Consider the following 26,422-nt stretch of genomic DNA (forward strand, 5'->3'; position numbering starts at 1 on the left):
CTATTATTATCCACAAATTGGAGAAATACCGCAAAATATTAAGATTGTGTAAAAATAATTGGAATAAATATCAATTATCTAACAATATGGTAACATAAAAATTCCAGATTTGTAACCACATTATACAAATACTTATGATTCTCAAAAAACTACTTGTTTATTCAAGCCTGGCCTTGGTATTGGCCGGCTGTTCGAAAAAAACGACTGAAGAACTGGTCAAAGAAGAACCCGTTATTGAAGTCCCTGCCGAACCTTCAGTATATTCGATTACTGAAAATTTTGAAAATAGCCCTTCTAAAACTGGTTACGCAGTTGGTGTACTGAATATGCCGACCGGCTCCTGGACGCTGGATGATGCATTAATTGCAACTTCAGCAGATGATTTAAAAGAGGGATTGAAAAGTGTACGGGTAAGGGCAGGAAAGCTTAGTATGAACTTTGACGTGACCGGCATGAAAATGCTTTACATCAAACATGGCAAATTCAATAAAGACGCAGCTTCTACATGGAAGTTAATGATGTCGACCGATGGTGGGGCAACTTATAGCCAAATGGGTGCGGATATTGTAGAAAATAACGCTCCGCTGAAACTGGATTCTTTTGTGGTGAATACCACAGGGAAGGTTCGTTTTCAAATCCAGAAGGAGGGAACCACCCGGATCAATTTAGATGACATTACATTCAGGGGCACGGGAGATTCCGGAATTACGGATTCAGACCCTGATCCTGTAGATCCGCCTACAGGAGGTGGCTCTGCAAGTACGCCAAGGGGGATCACTGCTGGAACAGATGCACAACCCGGTACTGGTGACGACAGTAATTTGCTGTTTGGAAATCCATCGAATGCAAGCTCCCTGAGCAACGATAATTTTTTACTGGATCAGAGTTATTATGTAGAATCTTACAGTGGAAGTCGCGGTACACCAAACTGGGTAAGCTGGCATCTGGATGCAACGAACATCAGCAATGCGGCCAGTAGACAAGATAATTTTGCGGGTTTTATCGGTTTACCCCAAAACTTATTTGTGGTTCAGAGTAACAGTTATTCAGGTAGCGGATTTGATCGCGGCCACAACGTTCCTTCTGCCGATAGAACAAGTTCTGTGAATGCCAACAGCGCCACATTTTTAATGACCAACATGATTCCTCAGGCACCACAGAATAATCAGAAAACCTGGGCTAACCTGGAGAATTATTTGCGCGCTAAGGTGCTGGAAGGTAATGAAGTTTATATTATAATGGGCAGTTACGGTATTGGCGGTATAGGCAACAATGGTACTGCCTCAACAATTGCAGATGGTAAAGTGACTGTGCCTTCCAATGTGTGGAAAGTCGCAGTGATTATTCCTACGGGAAATGGTGATTTAAGTAGGGTATCGGCTACCACAAGGGTAATTGCGGTCAATACGCCGAATGTGAATACCATTGATTCTGACTGGAAGAAGTACAGGGTAACAGTACGCTCTATTGAAGCTGCTACTGGTTACAATTTATTATCAGGTTTGCCCCTAAGCATTCAGGACGTTATCGAAACCAAAACCGATACGTCAAACTAAATAAATATGAACTAAAAATAAAATATGCCGTTCAGATTATGATACGGCATATTTTATTTTTTGACTTAAATGTTATCATTTAATCATTACTCCCGGCATATTAACCAGGGGTACGTGAATTAAATTCTCATCCACAATACTTTCTGGCAGGAAAATAAACTTCTTATCGAAAATTACCCCGTCAATATAGTAACTCAGCCAATACTCATTGGTTAAGCCGAAAACTTCCGTATCAATCGCTTCAACTCCAGCAAAAGACTTTGGTTTAAGATCTCCAAGAAAATGTCTCAATACCGAGGTTTTAACGATTTTACCATCCTTTTCACCATATCCTTTAGAGCTGATCAGGACGTTTTCAATAGCGATTTCTTTTAGGTTGACCAGGTAAACTGTCCAGTTCTTAACCTCTGGACTTTCTCCAATCAATACCACGGCCATGGCTACATCTTCAACAATATTTTCAGGAAGATCTTTTTTCATAACTATTTCTTCGCGACTGCTTTTTTTGCCGGAGCTTTCTTTTTCACCGCTGTCTTCGTACCAGTTGCCTTTTTAGCAGCAGCTTTCTTTGCTTTGGGCTCAAATGCACCTGGAATCTGTTCAACAATTAGTTTTTTAACCTCATCTAAAGAAATTGATGCCAATTCTTCAGCTGTATATTTATCATTGGTCGCTGGGTTTTTACGCAATTTCAGCATTTCTTTGCCGAAGCGGATAAATGGACCCCAACGGCCGTTTTCGATCGCAATTTTCTCCTCATTCCATTGCTGGATAAACCTGTTGGCTTCTTTTTCTATCTTTTTAGAAATCAGCTCATCAATATCTTTTTCGCTTAATTGCTCGAAATTATAAGCCTTGGGCACATTGATAAACAAGTCATTCCATTTGATAAAAGGTCCGAAACGCCCAGTTCCTTTAGTTACTGGTAAGCCCTGATAATGTGCTACCGGCGCGTCTGCAGTAATCTTTTCTCCAATGATTTCAATTGCTCTTGACTGATCAACGGACAAAGGATCTTCATTTTTAGGAATGGAAATGTAGGCATCACCCCATTTCACATAAGGACCAAAACGACCAACACCTACAGAAACCTCTTTTCCCTGATAATCTTCCAGTTGGAAAGGTAATCTGAATTGCTCTAAAGCCTGTTCTAAAGTTACGGTTCCTACAGACTGCGATTTGGCTAAGCTGGCATAACGGGGTTTTTCCTCATCGTCATTCTCTCCAATTTGCACCAATGGTCCAAATCTACCCACCTTGGTGTATACATTTTTCCCTGTAGCAGGATCAATACCCAGCAAACGCTCACCATTTGCACGGTCGGCCGTTTCTAAAGTATTTTCTACTTCCAGATGGAAGGGGGTATAAAAAGAGTGCAGCATTTTTGTCCATTCCTGCAAGCCCTGCGCAATCTCATCAAACTCTTTTTCTACGTTTGCCGTAAAATTAAAATCGACAATACCTTTAAAATGTTCTACAAGGAAGTCATTTACAACCTCTCCAATATCTGTCGGAAACAGTTTTGATTTTTCTGCTCCTGTAATTTCCGTTTTTGTTTGTTTGCTAATGGCATTGTTGGCTAATACTATTGCTACAAAAGCACGTTGACGGCCATCACGATCTTCCTTAACTACATACCCACGATTTTGTATGGTGGAGATGGTAGGCGCATAGGTAGACGGACGGCCAATGCCCAGTTCTTCCAGTTTTTTTACCAAACTAGCCTCTGTATATCTTGCCGGCGGTCTGGAGAAGCGCTCTGTCGCAGTCATTTCCCTTAGCGTCAGTTCCTGACCTTTAGTCAATGGCGGCAACATGTTATTTCCCTCGGCGTCATCCGCATCGTCTTCATCGCTGGATTCCAGGTATACCTTTAAGAAACCATCAAACTTCATCACTTCACCTTCTGCAACTAAGTTTTCCTGACGGGAGCTGATGCCAATCTGTGCGGTTGTTTTCTCAAATAGCGCTTCACTCATTTGAGAAGCAATGGCACGCTTCCAGATCAGCTCATACAGCCGTTGTTCCGAGCTGTCGCCAGGAACGGTATGATGGTTGAAATAAGTAGGGCGGATGGCTTCGTGAGCTTCCTGTGCACCTGCAGACTTGGTTTTATAAACTCTGATCTGGTGATATTTGTCACCCCAGGCAGATTTGATTTCACTGGAAGCCGCCTGTAATGCCGTTTCCGATAAATTCACAGAATCGGTACGCATATAAGTAATACGACCACTTTCATATAACCTTTGTGCAATTTGCATCGTTCTGGAAACGGAGTATCCCAATTTACGTGAAGCCTCTTGTTGTAGTGTTGAGGTGGTAAAAGGAGGAGCAGGGTTACGTTTTGCTGGTTTAGTTTCCAGATTGCTTACCTTGAAGCTCGCCTGAATACAGTCTTTTAAAAATTGCTCAGCATCCGCTTCTTTTTCAAAACGTTGCGGTAATTCGGCCTTGACAATTTCCTTCCCGTTTCCGGTATGGAACTGCGCCACAATTTTGAATGCTGCCGCTGCATTAAATTTGTTTACTTCACGCTCCCTGTCTACAATTAAACGTACGGCAACAGATTGCACACGTCCGGCAGAAAGGGATGGTTTAACCTTTTTCCACAATACAGGCGACAGTTCGAAACCTACCAAGCGATCAAGGACGCGTCTGGCCTGCTGTGCATTCACCAGGTTATAATCAATTGTACGTGGTGTTTCAATCGCTTTTAAGATTGCTGGTTTAGTGATCTCATGAAAAACAATCCTTTTGGTCTTGTTTTCCTTAAGCCCTAAAGTTTCAAATAAGTGCCAGGAAATGGCTTCTCCTTCGCGGTCCTCATCGGATGCGAGCCATACCATCTCGGCCTCCTTAGCTAATTTTTTCAGTTCTGCGACCACCTGCTTCTTATCGGCTGGAACCTCATAGGTTTGGGCAAAATTATTGGCAATATCTATGCCCATATCCCCCTTAACCAGGTCACGAATGTGTCCGTAACTTGATTTAACAAGGAAATCTTTGCCTAAATACCCTTCTATGGTTTTAGCTTTTGCAGGTGACTCAACTATCAGTAAATTCTTCGCCATTCAGAACGTTTTTCTGCAAATAAAGCTATAAATAAGCCTAAAATCAAAATTCAGTCTAATTTTTATAGTATTTTTTTTCCAGATGTACCGATTTCAATCCAACTATTGTATCTTTGTACATGCTTGATAAAGGCACTGGCCAGGAGCTTTAATTATCCGGTCAAGGAATTAAGGTCCAGTTAGTTCTTTGTCCAGGTGTGGTCTAGATCTCGTTCGGGTCTGGCTCGTAACAACAGGAGACAAAAGCCGAGTTACATAGGAGTCTCCTAGGAGTCGGCTAGGACTATAGTCCTATAAATGACGAAAAAAGGCAAAGTTTTACCCAACTATAAGTCCTGTCGTTACCTAACAAGACCCGAGGGGGTATGTGATGTCTTACAACTGCAAAGTCTCTTTAGTTTTTTACCTTGTGATTATAATTCTCTAAACTATTTCTGACTAACTTCGTAAATAGATAAAAAAACAAAACATGAATACACTATTGATCTTACTCACGATGTTTTTTAGCCCGCCGGCAAAGAGCGTATATGATTTTTCATTTAAAACAATTGACGGCAAGGAAGTGAAACTGTCGAAATTTAAAGGTAAAAAGATTTTGATTGTTAATACAGCTTCAAAATGTGGCTATACCCCGCAATATGAAGATTTGGAAAAACTGTATAAGCAATATGGAAATAAAGTAGTCCTGATTGGTTTTCCGGCAGGTAATTTTGGCGGACAGGAATTGGCCACCAATTCTGAAATTCAGGATTTCTGTAAAAAGAACTTTGGAGTTACTTTTTTATTAAGTGAAAAAGTAAGTGTTAAAGGTGATGACATCAACCCTTTATTTAAGTACCTCACCGCACAGGAAAATCCTGACTTTACGGGTGACATCAAATGGAATTTTGAGAAATTCCTGATCAATGAAAAAGGACAACTGGTTCATCGTTTCCGCTCTAAAGTAACACCACTAAGCGAAGACATTGTTAAAAATTTCTAAGTTTCAGGGTTATATAATTCAATAAAAAAGAGAAATCCTTAGCCTGGATTTCTCTTTTTTTAATATTCTGCCATAAATGCAATGCTATGCCCGACATTAAGACTTCCATTAAAATTTGTCTGATTTTACTAAGCGGCACCTTAGCTTATTCCTGTTCAGTATCTAATTATAAATTGGTAAAAGCAAATAGGTCAGCTTATCAGATGAATCAAAATGCTGAGGTTGACAGTACGATCATCAAAACATATACGCCGTATAAAACTAAGCTGGAAGAAGAAATGAACCAGGTTATAGGTCATGCTGATGTGCTGATGTCAAAAGTGGATACCGTACCCGAAAATTTGTTACGTAACTTCTTTTCTGACGCTTGTCTGGCACAGGCCCTTAAAATCGATCCTGAGATTGACCTGGCCATGCCTTCTACTAAGGGTGGAATTCGGATAGACGTTCCTAAAGGCCCAATCCGGTTGACGAATATATTTGAGTTGATGCCTTTTGAAAATGAACTTATTGTTTACAAATTGAAAGGAAGTGATGTTCAGAATCTGCTTGAATTTATTGCCGATACCGGTGGGCAGCCGATTGCAGGTTTCAGCATGAAGATAAAGGAAGGCAAACCTGCAGATGTGATCATTAAAGGTAAACCTTTTGACCCTGGCAGAAGCTATTGGGTGTTAACCTCTGACTACATTGCTGGTGGAGGAGACCGGGTGGAGAGTTTTAAAAATCCACTTGAGAAAAAAATGTTGAATTTGCGTGTGAGAGCCGCATTGATCGGTTATGTGAAAGAAAATGAAGCTGCCGGTAAAAGCATTAAACCAATATTAGATGGAAGAATTACTAAGAATTAGTCGTAGAAACTTCCTGAAAACAGGAGGTATTGCCGCCGCCGCAACTGCATTGAATCTGAATGCCCTGGGGAGCTTTGCTTCCGGAGACGTGGTTAAACTGACCATTTTGCATACCAATGATGTACATAGCCGGATAGAACCCTTTCCAATGGACGGCTCTAAAAATCAGGGTTTAGGAGGTACAGCCAGGCGTGCAGCATTGCTTAAACAGATACGAGCCACAGAAAAAAATATATTGCTCTTTGATGCCGGAGACATTTTTCAGGGAACACCTTATTTTAATAAATATGGGGGAGAGCTGGAAATGAAATTGATGACCGCCATGAAGTACGATGCTGCAACGATGGGCAATCACGATTTTGACAATGGCCTGGAGGGCTTTTATAAGCAATTGCCTCATGCAGATTTTCCGATCATCTGCAGCAATTACGATTTCAAAGATACCCTTATGCACGCGTCCACTACGCCTTATCAGATTTTTAGGAAAGAAGGTTTGAAAATTGGTGTATTTGGTGTTGGCATTGAGCTGCATGGACTTGTTGCCGATGCGAACTATGGCAATACACAATATGCTGATCCGGTTGCCACAGCCAATAAATTTGCAGCCCTGTTAAAGCAGGAGCACCAGTGTGATCTGGTTATCTGTTTATCTCACCTGGGGTACAAATACGATCACAAAAGAGTTTCAGACCAGGTATTGGCTAAAAGCACCAGCAATATTGACTTAATTATTGGCGGACATACTCATACTTTTATGGAAAAACCGGAAGATGTAGTTAACTTAAGTGGAGGAATAACCACGATTAATCAAGTTGGCTTTGCAGGAATTAATCTGGGGCGTATTGATTATTACTTTGAAAAGTATAAGGGAAAACGGATCCAAACCGCTTCCCCCTATGTGATATCTGAGGCATTGGAGGTTTAAGGTTCCTTAGCAAAGGAATCCACCTCCTAATAAATCGTTTCCTTCATAAAAAACGGCCGACTGACCAGGTGCAATCGCGGATACAGAATGTTCAAATACCACACGCATATTTTCTTTTTCCTGTACAATAGTGCTTAACATCCCGGCGTCTTTGTAGCGGATTTTAGTAATGACATTGTCCATTGGTTCTAAAATGGACTCGTATTTGATCAGGTTGACATTTCTAACCATCGCTTCCCTGCGTTCCAGCTCATCTGCACGGCCCAACACAACGGTATTGCTTTCCGGAAGAATCTGGGTCACAAACATAGGCTCTCCAAAGGCGATACCTAAGCCTTTACGCTGACCAATGGTATAAAAAGGGTAACCTTTGTGCTTTCCTACCACCATGCCGTCGCTGGTGATGAAATTACCACCATCTACACGTGCTTCAAGACCATCTACTTTATGTCTGAGGAACGAACGGTAGTCGTTGTCTGGTACAAAACAGATTTCATAGCTTTCACTTTTCTTAGCCAGTTCTTCCTGCCCCATATCCAAAGCCATTTGTCTAATCTCGGATTTGGCAAAAGAACCTAACGGAAATTGTGTTCTGGCCAGATTTTCCTGGGAAACTCCCCAGAGTACATAAGATTGATCTTTATTCTCGTCTTTACCTTTGGAAATGACATGACGACCGCTTTCCAGTTGCCGGATATTGGCATAGTGCCCGGTAGCAATAAACTCACAGTCCAGCTTGTTGGCACGTTTCAGCAAAGCTTCCCATTTGATATGGGTATTGCACAGTACACAAGGGTTCGGCGTGCGGCCCGCAAGGTACTCGTCTACAAAGTTATCGATTACAAAATCTCCAAACTCGTCGCGTATATCTAATATGTAATGTGGAAATCCGTAGTTCACGGCCAGCGTACGGGCATCATTGATGCTGTCTAAACTGCAACATCCTGTTTCCTTACTGCTACTGCCTGAAGTGGCGTAATCCCATGTTTTCATGGTTAAGCCAATTACTTCATAGCCTTGTTCGTGCAACATTACAGCTGCTACCGAACTGTCAACGCCGCCACTCATGGCGACCAAAATTCTACCGCGTTTACTCATAATTTTTAATACTGACTCGGGTTCAAGGCCCGGCATATAAATACAAGCGGCAAAAGTAAGGGTTTTTAACGATGAAACGGCATCAGGGGGGTCAGTTCCTTGTAAAAAACTTCAGCACGCAAACGCGCTACAAAATTATATATCGACGTGCTTGTTCTGATAGGGTTGTTTTGAAACATTATTTTGCAGAATTCCTTTATTGATGCGGCTTTTCCGGAAGTGAAGGATTCAATTGGAACTGATTTAAAAACAACTGACCTTTGGAACTATGTACATCGGGGACTTGTTTTGTTGCCCCTTATGGTTAAATTAGGCTGCACAATATGGCCGGTGGATGCCGGCCATTGTGCTATTTTAAATTAAATATGATATTGTGTACGTAAACAATCTTGTTTTTAAATATTTTTTATACATTGCCCCTATAAACCAAATAACCCACAATGAAAAAAACTTTGTTTTATTGTCTGTTCTTCATGCCTGGAATGCTGTATGCGCAACAGCAAAACCTGATTAAATATGTCAAGCCCATCATAGGAACCCAAAAAATGGGACATACCTATCCAGGAGCTACTGTACCCTTCGGAGCAGTTCAACTTAGTCCGGATACAGATACTTTGTCTTATGAATTGAATGGAAAGTATAACGGCGACGTTTATAAATATTGTGCTGGTTACAAATACGAAGATAAAACGATTGTTGGTTTTAGTCATACGCATTTTAGCGGAACGGGTCATTCCGATTTAGGGGACTTTTTGGTGATGCCTACGGTTGGAAAATTGAACATGAACCCCGGTCGAGCAGACGATCCTGAAAGCGGTTTCCGTTCTGGATTTTCTCATGCAAATGAACAGGCAGAGGCGGGTTACTATAAAGTTAAATTGGATAAATATGATATTCAGGCTGAATTGACTGCTACGGAAAGGGTAGGCGTACATCAATACACTTTTCCGAAGTCAAAAGATGCGCATATTATTCTGGACCTGATGTCAGGCATTTACAATTATGACGACAAAACAGTCTGGACTTTTGTAAGGGTTGTGAATGACAGCCTGATCACGGGTTACAGGCAAACCAATGGCTGGGCACGTACGCGTACTGTCTATTTCGCGATGTCATTCTCTAAAGCATTTAAAAGTTATGGGCAAAAGAATTTTGATAAAGCTCAGGTTTACAAAGGTTTTTGGCGAAAATTCGATCAGACTAAGAATTTTCCGGAAATCGCTGGTAAACGTATCAGAATGTATTTTGACTTTAATACGGAAGCAAATGAAAAAATAGGAATTAAATTCGCTTTATCACCGGTAAGCCAGGAAAATGCTTTAGAAAATATGGAGACGGAAGCCAAAGGTTGGGATTTTAACCAGGTTAAACAGTCAGCACAGGAAAGCTGGAACAAGGAATTAAACAAGATTAAGATCGATGCTCCGGAGGATGAAAAGATTAATTTTTATACTGCCATGTATCATGCATTTATCAATCCGACGAATTACAATGATGTCAATGGTCAATATAAAGGATTGGATCAGAATGTGCATCAAGCTAATGGTTTTAAAAACTACACGACCTTTTCGCTATGGGACACCTATCGGGCATTACATCCATTTTTAAACATTATGCAGCCCGCAAGGAATAACGATATGGTGAAATCAATGATGGCACATTATGATCAAAGCACCTTGAAAATGTTGCCGATCTGGTCGCATTATGCCAATGACAACTGGTGTATGAGCGGGTATCACAGTGTATCTGTGATTGCGGATGCAGTGATTAAAGGTGTTTATAATGGCGATGCGGAGCAGGCGCTTGCAGCATGTGTAGCGACAGCTAAACATCGGAATTACGAAGGAATCGGAGAATATATAGATCGTGGTTATATTTCATCCGCATCCAATAGCAATTCTGTATCCAATACATTGGAATACGCGTACGATGATTGGTGTATTGCCCAGCTGGCTAAAAAGTTAAACAAACAGGATATCTACCAGGAATTTATAAAACGCGCTGAAAACTGGAGAAATGTATTTGATCCAAAGATCGGTTTCATGCGTCCCAGATTAGCCGATGGCTCATTCAAAGCGGATTTCGACGCGTTGAGTACACACAATCAGGGTTTTATCGAAGGCAATACCTGGAACTACAGTTTTTTTGTGCCTCATAATCCAAAAGGTCTGATTGAACAAATGGGTGGTGCGAAGAAGGTCGCACTGCGATTGGATTCTTTGTTTACCATGCATTTACCGGATGAATTTTTTGCGGAAACAGAGGACATCACCCGGGAGGGCATCATCGGTGGCTATGTCCATGGCAACGAGCCTGCCCATCATGTTGCTTACTTGTACAACTGGGTGGGCCAACCCTGGAAAACCCAGGAAAGGGTACGTAAAATTTTAAAAATGCAGTATAAACCTACGCCAGATGGTCTGGGTGGAAACGATGATTGTGGACAGATGAGCGCCTGGTATATGTTTTCTGCCTTAGGTTTCTACCCGGTTTCGCCCGGATCTGATGAATATGCTTTGGGAAGTCCATCTGTAAACTCAGCTGTATTGCGTTTGGAAAATGGAAAATCATTTACCGTTGAAGCACGCAATCAAAGTGATAAAAACGTTTACGTAGCTAAAGTATTACTAAATGGAGTTGAACTTAAGTCTCATACCATCAAGCATTCAGATATTATTGAAGGCGGTAAACTTACTTTTTTGATGACAGGTAAAATGAGGTAGATTTGTATAGCATAAAATGCTATACAAATGCGGGTACTGTACTGTTTGGATCATTTCCCTGAATCTGGTTTCTACGGATATCAGAGGGGTTGATCGGCTTTTTGATGATTTTGCCATTAAGTCCTGAAAAGGCGGTATAAAGCAGTACCCCACCTAATGCCACTTCTTCAATAGCAATGATAGGGGTTTTAGTGATACATCTGATTCCCTTCTGAAATATATAAACACCGGCTATGATAGATACAATGCGTTTGCCAGCATGTAATTCCTGCGCCTCGTAATCGTTTAATAAAGAATTTATGATCGAAAGTGTAAACCTTTCTTTTATTTTTTTTAGCATGTTGTTCGTTTAATAAGTGTCCTTGACTAACAAATTGCCCTTAATGTTTGTTTGACAGAGCTGGCATTTAGTTAGCTCAACTTGTCTAAAACCATTTTAATTGCCTGAGCTACAACTTTTCCAGGATTACTGCTAAATTCAAAATTTACCCGGCTTGCAAGAATTGCATTTACAGAAAGTGCTTTATGCCCGAGTACTTTAGCCATTGCATATATTCCGGCAGTTTCCATTTCCAAATTTGTTATTCTGTAATTACCCTGTCTAAATGTGTTTAATTGATGAACGAGATTGGGAACCGTATTTTTTGCCCTGACTTGCCGTCCCTGTGGCGCATAAAAGCCTGGTGCAGTAACGGTGATGCCCTTATCCATATCAGCAGCCACAGTATTTAGTAAATCGCTGTCTGCCGCCGAGAGGTACGGATGGATGCCTTTAATCTGCGAAAGATGCGTATTCAGACCGTTTAAAATACTTCTTTCATCACCTGATAGTTCGTGGACATAATAATGCATCAGCGCATCGAGCCCCAATCCGAAGGATGATGCTAAGATCGTGCCCATTGGAATATCCGGTTGTATGGCTCCGGAAGTACCAATTCTAATGATGTTTAAAGCGGTCAGTTCTTTTTTAACCTTTCTGGATTTGAAATCAATGTTAACCAGGGCATCAAGTTCATTGAAAACGATATCTATGTTGTCGGTTCCTATTCCTGTAGAAATGACGGTAATTCTTTTTTTACCGAGATAGCCGGTTTGTGTGAGAAATTCCCGCTTTCCTTTCTTCAACTCTATGGAATCAAAATGTTTGGTGATTTCTGTTACCCGATCAGGATCGCCAACGGTAATGATCGTGTCGGCAACATCTTCTGGTAATAAATTCAAATGGTATATGCTGCCATCCGGGTTGATGATCAGGTCGGCTTCAGAAATTTTGTTTTCCATAGGTATGTGTTTAAGTATATGCCGCGGGCGCTTTAGGCTGTATAAAGATAGCTTGTTTTAAGTTCCCCGATTTGATCTAATTTTTGGAGTATAACGTTTAAACTGCTTTTTCTGATGGCCAGTTTAATGGCGCATTTGTTGTCGAAATCCTGCGAAAGTACAGTCAGTTTCTCTTCTTTAATGAGTCGCATCACGTCATTCATCACCAAATAATTGAAATCAATCTGGTAAATGTCATTTACTGTTTTTTCAATCAGCTCTGCGGCTCGTAAGGCTTCGACAGCAGCGGTCTTGTAAGCATTGATCAAGCCTGGAACACCCAGTAAGGTGCCTCCGAAATAGCGTACCACAACAATAGAAATATTGGTAATATCAGCTGAAAGCATGGTGTTTAAAATTGGCCGACCTGCAGTTCCAGACGGTTCACCGTCATCCTGAATCCGGAATATACTACGATCGGGACTTAATCTGAGCGCCCAACAAAAATGCCGGGCTTTTGCATGTTCTGCCCGGAGGTTTAGCAACAGCGGCTTCAGTTCATCCTCTGTTTGAACTGGGTAGGCATAGCCAATAAATTTACTTCCACGGTCACGGAATATTCCTTCAGATGGGGCAGCTATGGTTTTATAAGTATCGTCAAATAACATAATTCTATCAGGTAAATGCTAAAGTTTAGCTGAGCATCTGGTACAGTGCTGGGATAACATTAGTAATTAATATGATGGCGACCAATGCGAGCGCCAGTCCCAGGTAATTGAGCTTGTTCAGTTTTTCTTTAAAAATTAAAATACCGACTGCACTACCCACGATAATTACACCCATGTTCATTGCGGCGAAAACAACAGAAGGATTACTTGCCATTGCGGTATGCGCTTTCAGGTAGAACCAGATGTTGAAGAAGTTGAAAAAACCCAGGATACATCCACAGATGAAATTGATGAATTCCATTTTCTGCTTTTTTACGACTTTTAAGTAAGCAATTGACAGTAATGATATCACAAAAGCAAGAATGAAAACCAGGATCAGGGAACTGGTGTAAGGGATAATTTTAATTTGTGCTACTTTTTTAAACAAGATGTCGATCAAGCCGAAGCCGATAAAAACAATGATGGGATACAGCCAGTTCAGGCCTTCATTTTTTTGACTTGTTTTTTTATGGAGCGTGAAAAATATCGCCACAAAGCCTACGGATAATCCGCAGATCTTTGTTAAAGTGAAATCTTCTTTAAACAGGAAGTAAGCTGCTAGAATAGGAATGAACAACGATAAGCGCTGTGCGATGTCTGTTTTGACAATACCAATGTGTCGCACCGATCCAGCCAGGAACCAGAAGACCACGGGTAGTAAAACACCTAAGGCAATGTATTCACTGGACGGAACTGTTCCGGTGAGTTGCGCAAGGCTGGGCTTGAAGAAAATATAGCTGAGCACAATCGCAAACAAATAGTTCCAGGTTACAGCCTGGGTAATGTTGATTTTATAACGCCTGGCTAGCTTGAGGAGTACAGCTACGGTAACACTGCAGCAAATGCTGATCAATAAGAATATCATGAATGTTTATTTTGGAGAATGGTTAATGTATCGTCTTTCAGCCTGATTTCTTCGCTGAGCGTCCCGTTAATTTTTGGCGACGCAATTCCGGATCCCCAGGTTTCTACAGTTGAAGTAAAGATTCTGGCTTCGTCCCATAAGTTGTTGTTGATAAACTGGTTCAGCAGGTTTGCTCCGCCTTCTATGATCACAGATTGAATATCCATCAGGTACAATTGAAAAGCGATTTTTTGCGGTAAATAAAATTGCATGTCTTCCATCTGGATGAAATGAATATTGTCCTGTACGTCTGTCTTTCGTTCGTTGAAAATGATAGTCCTGGCCTGGTTATTATACAGGTTATTAGCTAAAGGCACCTGTAAGTGGCGGTCGATTACGATTCGTATCGGATTTTTTCCGGGCCATTCTCGTGAATTCAATTGTGGATTGTCGGTGATCGCGGTATTCTTTCCAACAAGAATTGCATCTTCTTCCGTTCTCCATTTGTGCGCCAGTTTTTTAGCTAGGGCTCCGGTAATCCACTTTTGTGTATGGTCCTCTCTACCAAAAAAGCCATCCGCTGTTTTAGCCCATTTTAAAATGATATAGGGGCGTTGTTTTTGTATTCTGGTAAAAAAGCGCCTGTTGAGGTGGCTGCATTCGGCTTCCAGGACGCCTGAAACAACTTCAATTCCAGCAGCCTTGAGTTTTTCTATCCCTTTTCCGTCGACATCTGCAAATGGATCGCGGTTGCCAATCACAACTTTTTTGATGCGATGCCGGATGAGCAGATCAGCACAAGGTGGGGTTTTGCCAAAATGAGCGCATGGCTCCAGGCTAACATAGGCAGTAGATTTTGACAACAGGAGTGGGGCCTGATCAGCAAAACGATCGAAAACTGCTTTAACGGCATTTACTTCTGCATGTGCTTCGCCGAATTTTGCATGGTAACCTTCACCAATCACTTTGTCTTCACAGACAATGACGCAGCCGACCATTGGATTTGGGCTGACATTGCTGATTCCCAAACTCGCCAGCTCCAGGCATCTTCTAAGATATAATTCGTTAGCCATTTCAGCAAAAGTAAGGTATATTGTTCGATTTACTTACTTTTGTTGGCTATGAATTTAAGGCAACTGTTGCAACATTTTACAATAGAATTACAGGACATTTACGATGCGGACGAAGCTTCTGCCATGTTTTATATAGCTGCAGCACAATACTCGGGATTGCGGAAGTTAGACATGGTTTTGAAAGGCATGGACTTCATTTCTCAAGAATCGGAGTTGAAGTATTTAAGCTTGCTTACCACATTAAAGCTCGGAAGCCCAATACAATATGCCTTGGGGTTTTCTGAGTTTTTTGGCCTGAAATTTCAAGTAAATACAGACGTATTAATTCCCAGGCCAGAGACGGAAGAGCTCGTGGATTGGATTTTAAGCACAGTCACAAATCAAACTAAAATATTGGATATTGGAACTGGTAGTGGCTGCATTGCGATTACACTGAAAAAGGAGCTGGGTGTGGCTGAACTAACGGCGCTTGATGTTTCTATAGATGCGCTAGGCATAGCAAGAAATAATGCGGTTTTAAATCAAGTCGAAGTCAATTTTATACAACAGGATATTTTGACTTATCAAGGTGGACAAGTTAAATATGATGTCATTGTCAGTAACCCTCCTTATATCAAGGAAGATGAGAAGGCTCAAATGCATCACAATGTGCTGGAAAACGAACCGCACCTGGCCTTGTTTGTCAGCAATGAAGATCCACTCGTTTTTTACAAAGCCATTGCTGATTTTGCGGTCAATAACCTTACAACAGGTGGATTCCTATTTTTAGAGATCAACGAATATTTAGGTTCGGAAATGGTTCAGATGTTGTCATCTAAGTTATTTAAGCATATTGAGTTAAGGAAGGATATGCAGGGGAAAGACCGCATGATAAAAGCTAGCTTCTAGGGTGTGCTTCCATAATTACGCCCCGCAGGTAGTCGCGGTCCAAATGCGTGTAAATTTCGGTTGTCGTGATGCTGGAATGACCCAACATCTCCTGGACAGCACGTAAGTCGGCACCACCTTCTATTAAATGAGTTGCAAATGAGTGGCGAAAGGTATGTGGGCTAATGCTTTTTTTCATACCCGTTTTTTCGGCCAGTGATTTGATCATTGTGAACACTGAAATTCTGGACAGGCTGCTACCCGTTCTGTTTAAGAAAATGTAATTTTCAAATCCTTTTTTGATATTGAGCTGCACACGAACTTCAGCTATATATATATTGATGTATTTCAAAGCATTATTTCCTATAGGAATGAGTCGCTCTTTGTTCCCTTTTCCAATGATCCTAATGAACTCGCTTTCCTCATGGATATCTGACAGCCTGAGATTTACCAATTCTGAAACCCTTAAGCCACAGCCGTACAACACTTCTAAAATTGCCTTATTTCTCATTCCTTCCGGTTTAGAAGCATCGATGGCATTGATCAGGATGTCAATTTCATGGATATTCAGGGTATCCGGTAATGTTTTGGATAGTCTTGGGGCTTCAAGTAGTGAGGATGGATCGTCGAGTATTACCTCTTCCAATTGTAAGAAACTAAAAAAAGCCTTTAAGCTGGAAATTACCCGTGCCTGTGTACTCGGCAACATTCCGAGTTCATTGATCCAGGTGATAAATAGCTTTAGGTCGTTGTGGCTAATGTCCTTGATTTTAGGCGCTTTATCATGTGATTCAAAATACTGTAGCAGCTTATTCAGATCGCCTAGATAGGCTTCAATGGAGTTGCCAGACAAGGATCTTTCCAGTTTCAGATAGTTTTTAAACGATTGTAAATAGGGGTTATTAATCACAAAAAAAATTTTATACTGTAAGTTTTAAACTTTAAGTTTGAATGGATGAAGATACAAATTATTAACGGCCCAAATTTGAATCTCTTAGGAGTTCGTGAACCGGGTATATACGGCAGTCAGGGTTTTGAAGAATATATAAAGACATTGCGTGACATGTACAGCATGCTGGAAATTGATTATTTTCAGAGTAACGTAGAGGGGGAGTTGATTAATAAATTACATGAGGTCGGCTTCAGTTATGATGGTTTGGTTTTAAATGCGGGGGGCTATACACATACTTCCGTTGCGCTTGCCGATGCCATTGCCGCGATTAAAACACCTGTTGTTGAAGTTCACATTTCTAATATTTATGCCCGGGAAGAATATCGGCACGTTTCCTTAACAGGCAAAAACTGCCGTGGCGTTTTGACTGGATTTGGAATGGACGGTTACCGCCTTGCGATTGAAAGTTTACTTAAGGCAGTTTAAAAATAAATTTTTGCTTAGAAAAGTTGTGTGAAATATTGGATTTTCTTCACAAAGTAAGCATAAACTATACTAGAAGGATATTGTCCCGTATGCTGTAAAAAAGGGATCTGCCTGATCGCTCTTTTTGCGGCGTTTTTTGGTATACCAATTACAAAATGATAGTGTGCTTTATTGATGGCCCAGGCAAATTCCGTTTTTCCTTGCAGCAAGAACCTGAACCAGGCAATGAAATCAAGTGACATCCTGATGAAAATCCGGAAGTAAGCATCTCCTGCAGGTAAATTCTTTTGCATGATGATCAGATTGTTTCTGAAATTGAGATAGGCCTTATATGGATTATTCGCATCCAGCGTTCCACCTCCAACATGATACACTTCAGCTTCTGGGCAATAAACTACCTTATAGCCCAGATTTTTCAGTCGCCAACAAAGATCTATTTCTTCCATATGGGCGAAAAAATCAGGGTCTAAGCCTCCAATTTCTTTCCATTGTTTACTTTTAATGAAAAGTGCAGCCCCGCTGGCCCAGAAAACCTCTTTTTGATCATTGTACTGCCCTAAATCGGATTCTACCGTGTCAAACAAACGCCCCCTGCAAAACGGATAGCCGTGTAGGTCAAGGTAGCCGCCCGCAGCGCCAGCGTATTCAAATTTACTTTTATCTTTCTGCCATTTGATTTTAGGTTGTGCAACAGCAATTAAAGGATCAGTTTCCATGAGATCGATCACAGGTTGTATCCAGTTTACCGGCACCTCAACATCAGAATTTAGCAAGACGTAGTAATCTGCCTGCACTTGTTGGAGTATTTTGCGGTATCCCTCTGCAAAGCCATAATTGTGGTCATTGACGATCAATTTAACGTTAGGATAATGCTTGCGGACAAAATCTATAGAGTCATCAGTAGAGGCATTATCGCCTACAATTAACTGTAAATTATCATATTTGGACTGAACTACACCTGGTAAAAACTGTTCAAGCAAAGCCCTACCATTCCAATTCAAAATTACTACCGCTACACTTGGTGTCGTCATTATCCTGCGTTATGTTGTTTATGTTTCCATCGCCTATGGCTCCATAGCCAGTAAGCAGGTTCTTGTTTTAATATGTTTTCCAGAAATGCAAATTGCATATTGGTAATCTGGTATTCCTGGGTACTTTTTGGATCCAGACACAAAGGAATGCAATCCACCTCATAATATCCTCTTTTAATGATGCGTGTACTGAAGTAAAAGACTGGCCTGTTGGTTTGCATGGCAATCTTTTCCAGCCCAAGCAGTACTGGCGTAGACTGGTTCATGAAATTTATCCAGTAATGGGCCTCGCTACCCACCGGGGTCTGGTCACCTGCAAAGCAAAACATTGTGGCTTCGTTCCGCGTGGAGGCTATTGCCCTTAGCGTCTGGCGCATGGATATAAAGTGGTTGCCGAAACGTGTACGGATCTTATAAAACCAATTTCCAAAAATCTGATTGTTTAAGGGCTTATAAATGACATATTCTGGTGCAGACAAATAGGTGCCTAAGGCAAGCATACAAAGCTCCCAGTTTCCATAGTGACCGGTACAGGCCAGCACACTTTTTCCTTCGCTGAAATAGCGTTCAACCTGATCCAGGTTGGTGAATTTGACCCGTCGCTGAAGTTCTGACTTCGAAATGGAAGCCATTTTAAGAATTTCCACAATCAGATCGCATAAGTACCTGAAGAATTTCTTCTCCAGCCAGATTATTTCGGATTTGGATTTCTCAGGAAAGGAATTGACTAAATTTTCGCGTACGATGTGTTTGCGGTATGGAAATATATAATATACGAGGTAATAACCCAAAGCTGCTATGGGATAAAGAAGCGATAGTGGCAATAGTGATAAAATGTTCAAAAAAAATATTCCTATATAAGAAAAGCTTTTTTTTATCATTAATTTGGCGAATTGGAATGCAAACATAAATTATCAGATGCAAAGTTCAGCTATATTTCCTCTTTTTTATCTTCCCCCTGTCAGTTATTTTTCTGGTTTAAAAGCTTTTAATTACGATTTTTTACTGGAGCGGGAAGAGCATTTTCCGAAACAAACCTATCGAAACCGTGCAAGAATCTATTCTCCAAATGGAGATCTTGACTTAATTATTCCTGTTATCAGGGGTTCTAAAGTACATACCAAGATTAAAGACGTGAAAATAAGCAACGATTTTAACTGGCAACGGCTGCATTGGAAGAGCTTTGAGAGCTGCTATCGCAATTCTGCTTACTTTGAATATTATGAAGATGAATTTGCTCAATTTTACCGTAAAAAGTACGAGTGGTTGTTTGAGTATAACATTGAGCTTCTAAACTGGTTGTTTAAGCAGTTGAAAACAGAAATTGCACCGGTATTTACAACAGCATACGTTAAAGATATAAGTGCTGATCTGGATTTCAGATCTAAAATTCATTTCAAAAAACCAGTTGTTGAGGTGGATTTAAAACCTTATTTTCAGGTGTTTGATGATCGTTTTGGGTTTAAGACAAACCTAAGCATTGTAGATTTGTTATTTAATCAGGGACCACAAGCCAGGTCTTATATTTGATGATATGGGGAAACCAGCACCACGTAAACGCAAGCATAACAAACGCTATTCTTTGCCGGCAGCGGGTACCAGTCCCGGAAGTGTATTTATTGATGAAAACGCATTAAAGCCACGTATAAATTTATACAAGTACAATGCGGATACTTACGAAGTAGCGGAACTGACAAGCATCAATAATTTATCAAAGCTGATTTCAGATCATGATTTTACGTATTGGGTAGAGATTAAAGGTTTCAACTCTCCGGCACTTTTTGAAAGTTTAAGCAAAGATTTTTCAATCAGCCGGTTGGTTTTGGAAGACATTACCAGTACATATCAAAGACCAAAGCTGGAAGAGTATGACGATTATGATTTTGCGGTAAGCCGTATGCTCCATTTTGACGAACAGAAAAATATGGACAACGACCAGGTTTCGTTCATTTTGAAGAAACAGGTATTGTTTACTTTTCAGGAGAGCTATGACGATTGCCTCGGGCCGGTGCGGACGCGTTTAAAAGTTGGTAAGGGAAATATCAGGACTGCCGGCAGCAGTTATCTGATGTATGCCCTTATGGACATTATTGTGGATACCTATTTTGAAATATTAGGTTCCTGGGGAGAGGAGTTAGACTTAATTGAAGATCGTTTGTTCGATAAGCCAGACAAGAGCATTATGTTCGATACACAACTCGTTAAACGCAATCTAATCGGGGTAAGGAGGGTGGTATGGCCGGAACGCGATAAACTGAACGATATGCTTAGAAGTGATAGCCGCCTGATCACAGACGAAACTAAAATGTACATCAGGGATGCTTACGACCACTGTATCCAGATTATAGATATTGTAGAGTCTTTAAAGGAAATTTCAGCCAGTAATATCGATATGTATCTTTCCATCATCAGTAATCGGATGAATGAAATCATGAAAGTGCTGACAATCATTTCATCTATTTTTATTCCGCTCACGTTTATTGCGGGTATTTATGGGATGAACTTTGCGCAACAGGACCCAAAGACAGGAAAGATCCTACCCATGAATATGCCAGAACTGTATCAGGCTCATGGATATTTATATACCATGATTGGTATGGCCATAATCGCAGTTTTACAAATCATCTATTTCTGGAGAAAAGGATGGTTTAAATAGCGCTGAATATGTTACCTTTGAGATCTCATGCAATCTTTCGACCTAGACAGGACAGATGTATCTAAAATAAAACTTGCCTTAGCTGGTGGTGACGAACAGCTCAAGATTATTCTTGAGGAATATCACGCGTCCGAAATTGCCATTCTTTTCGAGAGTTTAAATAAGGAAGACAAACAACGAATCATCAACCTTTTGTCTGTTGAAATCGCCTCTGAAGTGATTTCGGAGATGCACGAGGAATCGCATCCTGAAGAATTACTATTGCAATTGCATCCCGATCGCAGGACCGAGATTGTGGAGGAGTTGGATTATGATGATGCAACAGATATCATCTCTCAACTGGAAGAACATGAGCAAAAGGAAATTCTTGGCGATCTGAGCGAAGATGATGCTTCCAATATCCGAAACCTGCTTAGTTACGATGAGGAAACAGCGGGTGGTTTGATGAATACGGAGTTTATCCGGGTGAACATCAACATGACCAAGAAGGATGCAATCGAAGAAATCATTCGGCAAAGCGAAGAAATTGAGGAATTTTACACCATTTTTGTCATAGACAACGACAATGTTTTTAAGGGTATTGTATCACTTAAAGACATCATTAAGGCGAAAGGTAATGTGCTCATTACGGAATTGGTTAAAGCAGAGGTAGCCTGGGTTACTCCAGATACCGATCAGGAAGAAGTTGCACGTTTAATTTCTCAATACAACATCACAAGTATTCCGGTAGTTGACAATGACATGAAGCTTCTGGGACGTGTTACTTTTGATGATGTTATTGATGTACTTGAAGACGAAAATACAGAGGACATTTTAAAGATCTCTGGTGTATCTGAAGATGAGGAGCTGAGCGGAAATTGGGTTGAAGCTGTAAAATCGCGTCTTCCATGGCTGGTGTTAAATCTGGGCACCGCCTTTTTAGCTTCGGCAGTGGTACGGCATTATGAGCCTATTTTAAAGCAAATAGCTATTCTTTCTGCTTATATGACCATTATTGCTGGTATGGGTGGCAATGCGGCTACACAGGCGCTCGCAGTTACGGTACGTCGTATCTCTTTGTACGATCTGACGGATAACCAGGCCTACCGCGCTGTTTTAAAGGAGTTTACTGTTGGTTTAATTAACGGGGCTGTAACCGGTCTGATTGTATTCGTTTTTGCACTATTTTTTGATTCAAATCCATTACTGGGCGCTGTTATTTTTATGGCTATGACCGGCAATTTACTAATCGCGGGTGTGACAGGAGCGGGGATCCCGTTGATTCTCAAAAGGGTAGGAATAGATCCTGCAATTGCATCCTCTATCATCATTACCACATTTACAGATGTTTTTGGATTTTTACTCTTATTGGGGCTGGCTAGTAAATTATTGCTTTAATTCCATAAAAAAAGTCTTCCGATTTCTATTCAGAAGACTTTAATATCCTATTTAATTAAATTGCTGTAACCCGTGTCTCGATATTTCCTTTTGTTGCTTTGGAATATGGGCAGGCACGATGTGCTTTATCAGCTAGTTTTTGTGCTTCATCTAATGAAATACCAGGAATATGTACATCCAGATCTGCAGACAATACAAACGCATTTCCATCCTTATTAAAAGATACGTGCACATTTACTGTTGCCTCAGTTGTATCTACACCATCATGTTGGGCAACAGAGCCAAGCGCACCTAAATAACAAGGTCCCCATGCTGCTGCAAAAAGTTGTTCAGGATTGGTAGAGCCACCTTGACCACCCATCTCTTTCGGTTTTCTTAAATCAAATTCAATGATTCCATCACTAGACTTGATATGTCCGTCGCGTCCACCAGTGGCTGTAACTGACGCTGTATATAATTTTTCCATAATGTTATTTTAATATGTATAACAACAGTTTTAACCTGAGAAGGTTTTAAATTTTAATTTTCTCAGACAATTTAAAAATGTCATAAGCTACCTTTTGCAGTGAGTCAAATTGTTCAGAAATGGAGGCTTCGCCCGTTTGTCCACTCGTAATTTCAGCAGATCTGATTAATGGAACATTACTGGTTAATCCTTTGTTGCTTTGTAGGTTATCAATAGAAAGGTTGAACAAGTATATGGTGTTTTGAACAACCGGTTTAAGGGTTTCGTAATTGGAAACCGAAAAATCATGTTCTTTTTTATACAAAGACAAAGAAGCAATATAAGACGAAAAAAGATGGTTTAGCGCCGTGAACTGATGGAGTTCTGTCATCAGTACCTGCTTGCTTTTTGGCTCGGAAAACATGCGCTGAAACATTGAAGCAAGATTAGCCGTGGTTACGTAAACTTCTTTTCTTGCAACTTTGTAATTGGTTAGGTTGTGGACCTGTTCTGCATAGAGATAAGTGACCTCTTCAAAATACCTCATATTTGCTTTCAGCATATCCAGCATAGCCTCTTTGAGTTTTTCGTATTCCCAATTTGGGAATAAGGAGTAACTTGCTAAAATGGCAATTCCAGAACCGATTAGTGTATCATAAATACGTTCCCTGGCTATAGATAAGCTTCCCATTCCGAGGAAGTCAAATAAAACTAAAATATAAGGGGTCATGAAAAGCACACTGACGACGTAGTTTTTACGTTGGAAACTGTAACTTCCAATCATGCAGATCAGTAAAATGAAGAATAATGTATGTTTATCGTGGATATAGACCAGAATGCCCATGCCGACAAAAGCGCCGACGACTGTACCTATGATGCGCTCATAGTTTCTTTTTTTGGTGAGGCTAAAGCCCGGCTTGGAGATGACCAATATGGTAAGCAGGATCCAGTAGCTGTGAGAAAAGCTGAGGGATTTCGCGACAATGAAGCCGATAAGCATCACAATAGCTACGCGTAACGAGTGCCTGAAGGTTGAGGAGCTAAAAGTTATGTTTTCGTAGAGTAGTTTAATATCGATATTCTGCCGGGTAATGAAACGCTCCACTTCGATCTCCCTGGGTTTTAAATTCTTCTTTTCCTTTTTGTTGAAGTAACCATTGATGGTTTTAACCCGGGCCAGAATATTCTCAATATTGACTTCAATATTTTTTAAAGCAATGATACCTAATGTATTGTATTTTCCATCTGTATTGTTGCTTTCTAAATTTGTGATCTCATTCCTCAGTCTCTCTACGTCTTCGATCAGCGAAGTCGGTGGGCGAGGGGTGCCTCCCGTTTTTAAGGAAAATGCAATCTCATCAAGTTCGTCCGCTATTTTTATAATTACGGATTCGTAATTAGATAAAATTCCTGACGAATCAAACTGCTGATGTAAATTATCGTAATTGTAATAGGTTGACATCACTTGTTCAAACAAATCAACCATATCTACAAATACCAATAATAAAAAACGGCCTTCTGGCGTAGAATCCCGAACAATTTCTCTGGTCTTAAATAAAACTTCCCGAACCGCATCCTGCTTTTCATGAACTAGTACCTGTAATTGCAGTAAATCCGCATAATTTTGGTCGTAGTTTATATTTTTATGGTAGAATTTGGCTTTGGCACGTAAAAAAAGTCCGACTTCGTGTATGGAATCGCTCAATGTCTGTTGTACAAGGCGATAAGGTCGGATCCGATAGAAAAAATAACTCAATGAGGTATACCATAAGCTTCCCGCAAGTATCAATCCAGACGAAATCAATACTTCATTCCATGGTCTGACATCATCGATACTCAGTACCATGATCAATAATGAGGCGGTGCCAATTGCAGCAGCTCTGGTACCGTAAACGAAAAACATAGAAAATACGATACTGAACAGTACAATCAATGTTCCTGTAAAGTAAACATTGCTGTTTGTTAAACCGACCACTATAAATATGAGCGTGATTAATGCAGTTGTTATGAGCATTGCATTTCTGCGGTGAACAATTGGGCCTGGGGTATCCACAACGCTGACACACAAAGCACCCAGCGATAAAGTCATACCATACTGAAGCATACTGAATTGCGCGAGTATTAAGGACGGACAAAGTACACCAAGTGTAATGCGGAGTCCATCAGCAAAATACGTACTTAATAAAAAATCGTGTATATTTCTGATTGGACGATGAAGCATGCTGTAAATTTAGAATAACGCTATTCAAATGTTGTACCGTTTAAAGCATCAATATAAGATTTTATAATTGTTTAATCTATTCACAATTTATAATTTAAACAGGAAATATGTAATTATATAATAATTGTGTTATAATTAATATTATGTTAAGTAACGAATTGTAACATACCTTATCTTTTCTTTTCAAAGCGTTAATTTTAAAACTCCTCCAGTTTCCCTTTTAGGTCTTGTACCTTATCTAATCTGTTTTTACGGGTGTAAATATCGATCAGCAACTGAACTGTAGATTTGTCATTCTGATTGATCTCATGCGCTTGTAGTAAGGCCATTTCTGCACGGTTAATGAATGCACTGTATTTTTGTTTATTGTCTTTCTTATTGGATTTAAGCGATTCATTTGCTGAATTGATGTAAACCACACCAAGTTGATATAATGCATCGAAATAATTTTCGTCTAATTTTAACGCTCGGTTGTAAGCCAATTCCGCTGTACTGTAGTTTGTTTTATTTTGCTGAAGATATCCATATAGATAATAAAGCAATTTATTTCCTGTTTCAACTTTAAGCGTAGATTCAATAACCTGAGCAGCTTCGGTATATTTTTCGTTATCAAGTAACAGATTGATATAATCGTTAGTTAAATATACATTATATGGATTTGCCTTAATCCCGTCTTCAAGGGTTCTAATGGCCAGATCGTGCTCGAATTTTGAGCTGTAAATGTCAGCCATATTTTGAAACACGATTGGATTTTTTATGCCGTTTTCCTTGGCTCTTTTAAAATAGATCAGGGATTTATCGAACGACTGTATGTTTTGAGCAGCCAGCGCTGTATTGATTGCTAAAGTTGTGTCTTTTGGGAAATAATCGCTCACCTGGGCAAGCAAATCAAATGCTGCCGCAAAATCACTGTTTGCGTAGGCTTTATTTCCTTTTCTTTGTTTTACGATATTTATATTATATGAAGACGCTTCAATCAACCGATAATTTGCTTGGAATTTATCGAGTTTTTTTGCAGAATCAATGGCTTCTGTTGCCAGTGTATAATACCTGTCTGCATTTGAATCATTGGGATCTATAATTGCAACATAAGAGCTTAAATAGCCTTTTAGCGCCCAGGTTTCAGGCCATTTTCCTGTTTTTTTATCTTTCTGAGCCGCTTCACTTGCTTTAATCCCCTCTCCTAGTATGTCGAGTTGTTTTTTGACATCCTGTTTGAGGTTGATTGCAACCTGTAATTTACCAACGCTATTTTTGGCAATTTGGAGCTGACTTTTTTGTGCAAGAGCTACGTGACCACTTAATGAAACCAGGAAAATACTACTAAAAATTATCTTACGCATATAAAAACATCTTC

The 26,422-nt window shown here is 40.3% G+C and carries 24 protein-coding genes; 10 read left to right on the plus strand and 14 right to left on the minus strand.

Annotation, left to right across the window (positions count from 1 at the left end):
• Nucleotides 1–134: 134 nt before the first annotated feature.
• A complete protein-coding gene (locus tag IM797_RS00080; protein WP_194125053.1) occupies nucleotides 135–1,556 on the plus strand; it encodes a DNA/RNA non-specific endonuclease in 1,422 nt (473 codons plus the stop codon).
• Between the two features lie 75 nt (nucleotides 1,557–1,631).
• Here IM797_RS00080 and IM797_RS00085 read toward each other — a convergent pair whose 3' ends face one another.
• Both IM797_RS00085 and topA read right to left on the minus strand, forming a co-directional pair.
• Nucleotides 1,632–2,036, minus strand: a complete 405-nt coding sequence (locus IM797_RS00085; RefSeq protein ID WP_194125054.1) for a hypothetical protein — start codon at nucleotides 2,034–2,036, stop codon at nucleotides 1,632–1,634.
• Nucleotides 2,037–2,038: 2 nt separating this feature from the next.
• A complete protein-coding gene (gene topA, locus IM797_RS00090) occupies nucleotides 2,039–4,627 on the minus strand; it encodes a type I DNA topoisomerase (protein ID WP_194125056.1) in 2,589 nt (862 codons plus the stop codon).
• A gap of 469 nt (nucleotides 4,628–5,096) precedes the next feature.
• On the opposite strand from topA, the gene IM797_RS00095 reads away from it, so the two are divergent.
• The 3 genes from IM797_RS00095 (at nucleotide 5,097) to IM797_RS00105 (ending at nucleotide 7,385) form a co-directional block, all read left to right on the plus strand.
• A complete protein-coding gene (locus IM797_RS00095; RefSeq protein WP_194125057.1) occupies nucleotides 5,097–5,609 on the plus strand; it encodes a glutathione peroxidase in 513 nt (170 codons plus the stop codon).
• 86 nt (nucleotides 5,610–5,695) lie between these two features.
• A complete protein-coding gene (locus IM797_RS00100; protein ID WP_194125059.1) occupies nucleotides 5,696–6,460 on the plus strand; it encodes a 5'-nucleotidase C-terminal domain-containing protein in 765 nt (254 codons plus the stop codon).
• On the plus strand, nucleotides 6,438–7,385 hold the full coding sequence (locus IM797_RS00105; protein ID WP_194125060.1) for a bifunctional UDP-sugar hydrolase/5'-nucleotidase: 948 nt from the start codon (nucleotides 6,438–6,440) through the stop codon (nucleotides 7,383–7,385). Before IM797_RS00100 ends, IM797_RS00105 begins: the two co-directional genes overlap by 23 nt.
• A gap of 6 nt (nucleotides 7,386–7,391) precedes the next feature.
• Here the strand turns inward: IM797_RS00105 and mnmA are convergent, their stop codons facing one another.
• Entirely contained in the window at nucleotides 7,392–8,483 is a 1,092-nt protein-coding gene (gene mnmA, locus IM797_RS00110; protein ID WP_194125061.1) for a tRNA 2-thiouridine(34) synthase MnmA, read from the minus strand.
• A gap of 440 nt (nucleotides 8,484–8,923) precedes the next feature.
• Between mnmA and IM797_RS00115 the strand changes: the two genes are divergently transcribed.
• Nucleotides 8,924–11,206: a GH92 family glycosyl hydrolase gene (locus tag IM797_RS00115; RefSeq protein WP_194125062.1), complete on the plus strand. Its 2,283-nt coding sequence runs from the start codon at nucleotides 8,924–8,926 to the stop codon at nucleotides 11,204–11,206.
• 19 nt (nucleotides 11,207–11,225) lie between these two features.
• Here IM797_RS00115 and IM797_RS00120 read toward each other — a convergent pair whose 3' ends face one another.
• The 5 genes from IM797_RS00120 to ribD form a co-directional block, all read right to left on the minus strand.
• Entirely contained in the window at nucleotides 11,226–11,546 is a 321-nt protein-coding gene (locus IM797_RS00120; RefSeq protein ID WP_194125063.1) for a hypothetical protein, read from the minus strand.
• 71 nt (nucleotides 11,547–11,617) lie between these two features.
• Nucleotides 11,618–12,487, minus strand: coding sequence for a nucleoside phosphorylase (locus tag IM797_RS00125; RefSeq protein ID WP_194125064.1), 870 nt, complete (start codon nucleotides 12,485–12,487; stop codon nucleotides 11,618–11,620).
• 32 nt (nucleotides 12,488–12,519) lie between these two features.
• Nucleotides 12,520–13,134 carry a YigZ family protein gene (locus IM797_RS00130; RefSeq protein WP_194125065.1) on the minus strand — a complete coding sequence of 205 codons (615 nt, stop codon included), beginning with the start codon at nucleotides 13,132–13,134 and terminating at the stop codon, nucleotides 12,520–12,522.
• A gap of 25 nt (nucleotides 13,135–13,159) precedes the next feature.
• Nucleotides 13,160–14,038, minus strand: a complete 879-nt coding sequence (locus IM797_RS00135) for a DMT family transporter (protein ID WP_194125066.1) — start codon at nucleotides 14,036–14,038, stop codon at nucleotides 13,160–13,162.
• Nucleotides 14,035–15,090 (minus strand): bifunctional diaminohydroxyphosphoribosylaminopyrimidine deaminase/5-amino-6-(5-phosphoribosylamino)uracil reductase RibD, encoded by a 1,056-nt coding sequence (gene ribD, locus IM797_RS00140; RefSeq protein WP_194125067.1) that lies wholly within the window; start codon nucleotides 15,088–15,090, stop codon nucleotides 14,035–14,037. Before ribD ends, IM797_RS00135 begins: the two co-directional genes overlap by 4 nt.
• A 48-nt stretch (nucleotides 15,091–15,138) precedes the next feature.
• On the opposite strand from ribD, the gene prmC reads away from it, so the two are divergent.
• The gene (gene prmC / locus IM797_RS00145; RefSeq protein ID WP_194125068.1) at nucleotides 15,139–15,978 is read left to right on the plus strand and encodes a peptide chain release factor N(5)-glutamine methyltransferase; all 840 of its coding nucleotides are present in this window, start codon (nucleotides 15,139–15,141) and stop codon (nucleotides 15,976–15,978) included.
• Here prmC and xerD read toward each other — a convergent pair.
• Nucleotides 15,968–16,867, minus strand: coding sequence for a site-specific tyrosine recombinase XerD (xerD, locus tag IM797_RS00150; protein WP_194125069.1), 900 nt, complete (start codon nucleotides 16,865–16,867; stop codon nucleotides 15,968–15,970). The two genes, prmC and xerD, sit on opposite strands and share 11 nt — an antisense overlap.
• A gap of 45 nt (nucleotides 16,868–16,912) precedes the next feature.
• Between xerD and aroQ the strand changes: the two genes are divergently transcribed.
• On the plus strand, nucleotides 16,913–17,335 hold the full coding sequence (aroQ, locus tag IM797_RS00155; protein ID WP_194125070.1) for a type II 3-dehydroquinate dehydratase: 423 nt from the start codon (nucleotides 16,913–16,915) through the stop codon (nucleotides 17,333–17,335).
• 14 nt (nucleotides 17,336–17,349) lie between these two features.
• Here aroQ and IM797_RS00160 read toward each other — a convergent pair whose 3' ends face one another.
• On the minus strand, nucleotides 17,350–18,366 hold the full coding sequence (locus tag IM797_RS00160; protein WP_194125071.1) for a glycosyltransferase family 2 protein: 1,017 nt from the start codon (nucleotides 18,364–18,366) through the stop codon (nucleotides 17,350–17,352).
• The gene (locus IM797_RS00165) at nucleotides 18,366–19,208 is read right to left on the minus strand and encodes a lysophospholipid acyltransferase family protein (protein WP_255526699.1); all 843 of its coding nucleotides are present in this window, start codon (nucleotides 19,206–19,208) and stop codon (nucleotides 18,366–18,368) included. Before IM797_RS00165 ends, IM797_RS00160 begins: the two co-directional genes overlap by 1 nt.
• Before the next feature lie 76 nt (nucleotides 19,209–19,284).
• Here IM797_RS00165 and IM797_RS00170 point away from each other — a divergent pair, with 76 nt between their 5' ends.
• Genes IM797_RS00170 through mgtE form a run of 3 tightly spaced genes read left to right on the plus strand, consistent with a single transcriptional unit; the run spans nucleotide 19,285 to nucleotide 22,399 of the window.
• Nucleotides 19,285–19,896, plus strand: a complete 612-nt coding sequence (locus IM797_RS00170) for a WbqC family protein (protein ID WP_194125073.1) — start codon at nucleotides 19,285–19,287, stop codon at nucleotides 19,894–19,896.
• A 4-nt stretch (nucleotides 19,897–19,900) separates the two neighbouring features.
• On the plus strand, nucleotides 19,901–21,022 hold the full coding sequence (gene corA, locus IM797_RS00175; RefSeq protein WP_194125074.1) for a magnesium/cobalt transporter CorA: 1,122 nt from the start codon (nucleotides 19,901–19,903) through the stop codon (nucleotides 21,020–21,022).
• A 27-nt stretch (nucleotides 21,023–21,049) separates the two neighbouring features.
• Nucleotides 21,050–22,399, plus strand: coding sequence for a magnesium transporter (mgtE, locus tag IM797_RS00180; protein ID WP_194125075.1), 1,350 nt, complete (start codon nucleotides 21,050–21,052; stop codon nucleotides 22,397–22,399).
• A gap of 55 nt (nucleotides 22,400–22,454) precedes the next feature.
• Here the strand turns inward: mgtE and IM797_RS00185 are convergent, their stop codons facing one another.
• From IM797_RS00185 to IM797_RS00195, 3 genes are all read right to left on the minus strand, one after another.
• Nucleotides 22,455–22,865 carry an organic hydroperoxide resistance protein gene (locus IM797_RS00185; RefSeq protein WP_194125076.1) on the minus strand — a complete coding sequence of 137 codons (411 nt, stop codon included), beginning with the start codon at nucleotides 22,863–22,865 and terminating at the stop codon, nucleotides 22,455–22,457.
• 46 nt (nucleotides 22,866–22,911) lie between these two features.
• Complete coding sequence (locus tag IM797_RS00190) at nucleotides 22,912–25,065, minus strand: FUSC family membrane protein (RefSeq protein WP_194125077.1); 2,154 nt, start codon at nucleotides 25,063–25,065, stop codon at nucleotides 22,912–22,914.
• Nucleotides 25,066–25,262: 197 nt separating this feature from the next.
• On the minus strand, nucleotides 25,263–26,408 hold the full coding sequence (locus tag IM797_RS00195) for a lipopolysaccharide assembly protein LapB (protein ID WP_194125078.1): 1,146 nt from the start codon (nucleotides 26,406–26,408) through the stop codon (nucleotides 25,263–25,265).
• Between the last annotated feature and the right edge of the window lie 14 nt (nucleotides 26,409–26,422).

The sequence above is a fragment of the Pedobacter sp. MC2016-24 genome, assembly GCF_015223055.1.
In the GTDB taxonomy this organism is placed as follows: domain Bacteria; phylum Bacteroidota; class Bacteroidia; order Sphingobacteriales; family Sphingobacteriaceae; genus Pedobacter.

Bases quoted from the DNA above. Each gene is read 5' to 3' on its own strand.
- IM797_RS00080 (WP_194125053.1), top strand. From the start codon at position 135: ATGATTCTCAAAAAACTACTTGTTTATTCAAGCCTGGCCTTGGTATTG.
- IM797_RS00085 (WP_194125054.1), bottom strand. From the start codon at position 2,036: ATGAAAAAAGATCTTCCTGAAAATATTGTTGAAGATGTAGCCATGGCC.
- topA (WP_194125056.1), bottom strand. From the start codon at position 4,627: ATGGCGAAGAATTTACTGATAGTTGAGTCACCTGCAAAAGCTAAAACC.
- IM797_RS00095 (WP_194125057.1), top strand. From the start codon at position 5,097: ATGAATACACTATTGATCTTACTCACGATGTTTTTTAGCCCGCCGGCA.
- IM797_RS00100 (WP_194125059.1), top strand. From the start codon at position 5,696: ATGCCCGACATTAAGACTTCCATTAAAATTTGTCTGATTTTACTAAGC.
- IM797_RS00105 (WP_194125060.1), top strand. From the start codon at position 6,438: ATGGAAGAATTACTAAGAATTAGTCGTAGAAACTTCCTGAAAACAGGA.
- mnmA (WP_194125061.1), bottom strand. From the start codon at position 8,483: ATGAGTAAACGCGGTAGAATTTTGGTCGCCATGAGTGGCGGCGTTGAC.
- IM797_RS00115 (WP_194125062.1), top strand. From the start codon at position 8,924: ATGAAAAAAACTTTGTTTTATTGTCTGTTCTTCATGCCTGGAATGCTG.
- IM797_RS00120 (WP_194125063.1), bottom strand. From the start codon at position 11,546: ATGCTAAAAAAAATAAAAGAAAGGTTTACACTTTCGATCATAAATTCT.
- IM797_RS00125 (WP_194125064.1), bottom strand. From the start codon at position 12,487: ATGGAAAACAAAATTTCTGAAGCCGACCTGATCATCAACCCGGATGGC.
- IM797_RS00130 (WP_194125065.1), bottom strand. From the start codon at position 13,134: ATGTTATTTGACGATACTTATAAAACCATAGCTGCCCCATCTGAAGGA.
- IM797_RS00135 (WP_194125066.1), bottom strand. From the start codon at position 14,038: ATGATATTCTTATTGATCAGCATTTGCTGCAGTGTTACCGTAGCTGTA.
- ribD (WP_194125067.1), bottom strand. From the start codon at position 15,090: ATGGCTAACGAATTATATCTTAGAAGATGCCTGGAGCTGGCGAGTTTG.
- prmC (WP_194125068.1), top strand. From the start codon at position 15,139: ATGAATTTAAGGCAACTGTTGCAACATTTTACAATAGAATTACAGGAC.
- aroQ (WP_194125070.1), top strand. From the start codon at position 16,913: ATGAAGATACAAATTATTAACGGCCCAAATTTGAATCTCTTAGGAGTT.
- IM797_RS00160 (WP_194125071.1), bottom strand. From the start codon at position 18,366: ATGACGACACCAAGTGTAGCGGTAGTAATTTTGAATTGGAATGGTAGG.
- IM797_RS00170 (WP_194125073.1), top strand. From the start codon at position 19,285: ATGCAAAGTTCAGCTATATTTCCTCTTTTTTATCTTCCCCCTGTCAGT.
- corA (WP_194125074.1), top strand. From the start codon at position 19,901: ATGGGGAAACCAGCACCACGTAAACGCAAGCATAACAAACGCTATTCT.
- mgtE (WP_194125075.1), top strand. From the start codon at position 21,050: ATGCAATCTTTCGACCTAGACAGGACAGATGTATCTAAAATAAAACTT.
- IM797_RS00185 (WP_194125076.1), bottom strand. From the start codon at position 22,865: ATGGAAAAATTATATACAGCGTCAGTTACAGCCACTGGTGGACGCGAC.
- IM797_RS00190 (WP_194125077.1), bottom strand. From the start codon at position 25,065: ATGCTTCATCGTCCAATCAGAAATATACACGATTTTTTATTAAGTACG.
- IM797_RS00195 (WP_194125078.1), bottom strand. From the start codon at position 26,408: ATGCGTAAGATAATTTTTAGTAGTATTTTCCTGGTTTCATTAAGTGGT.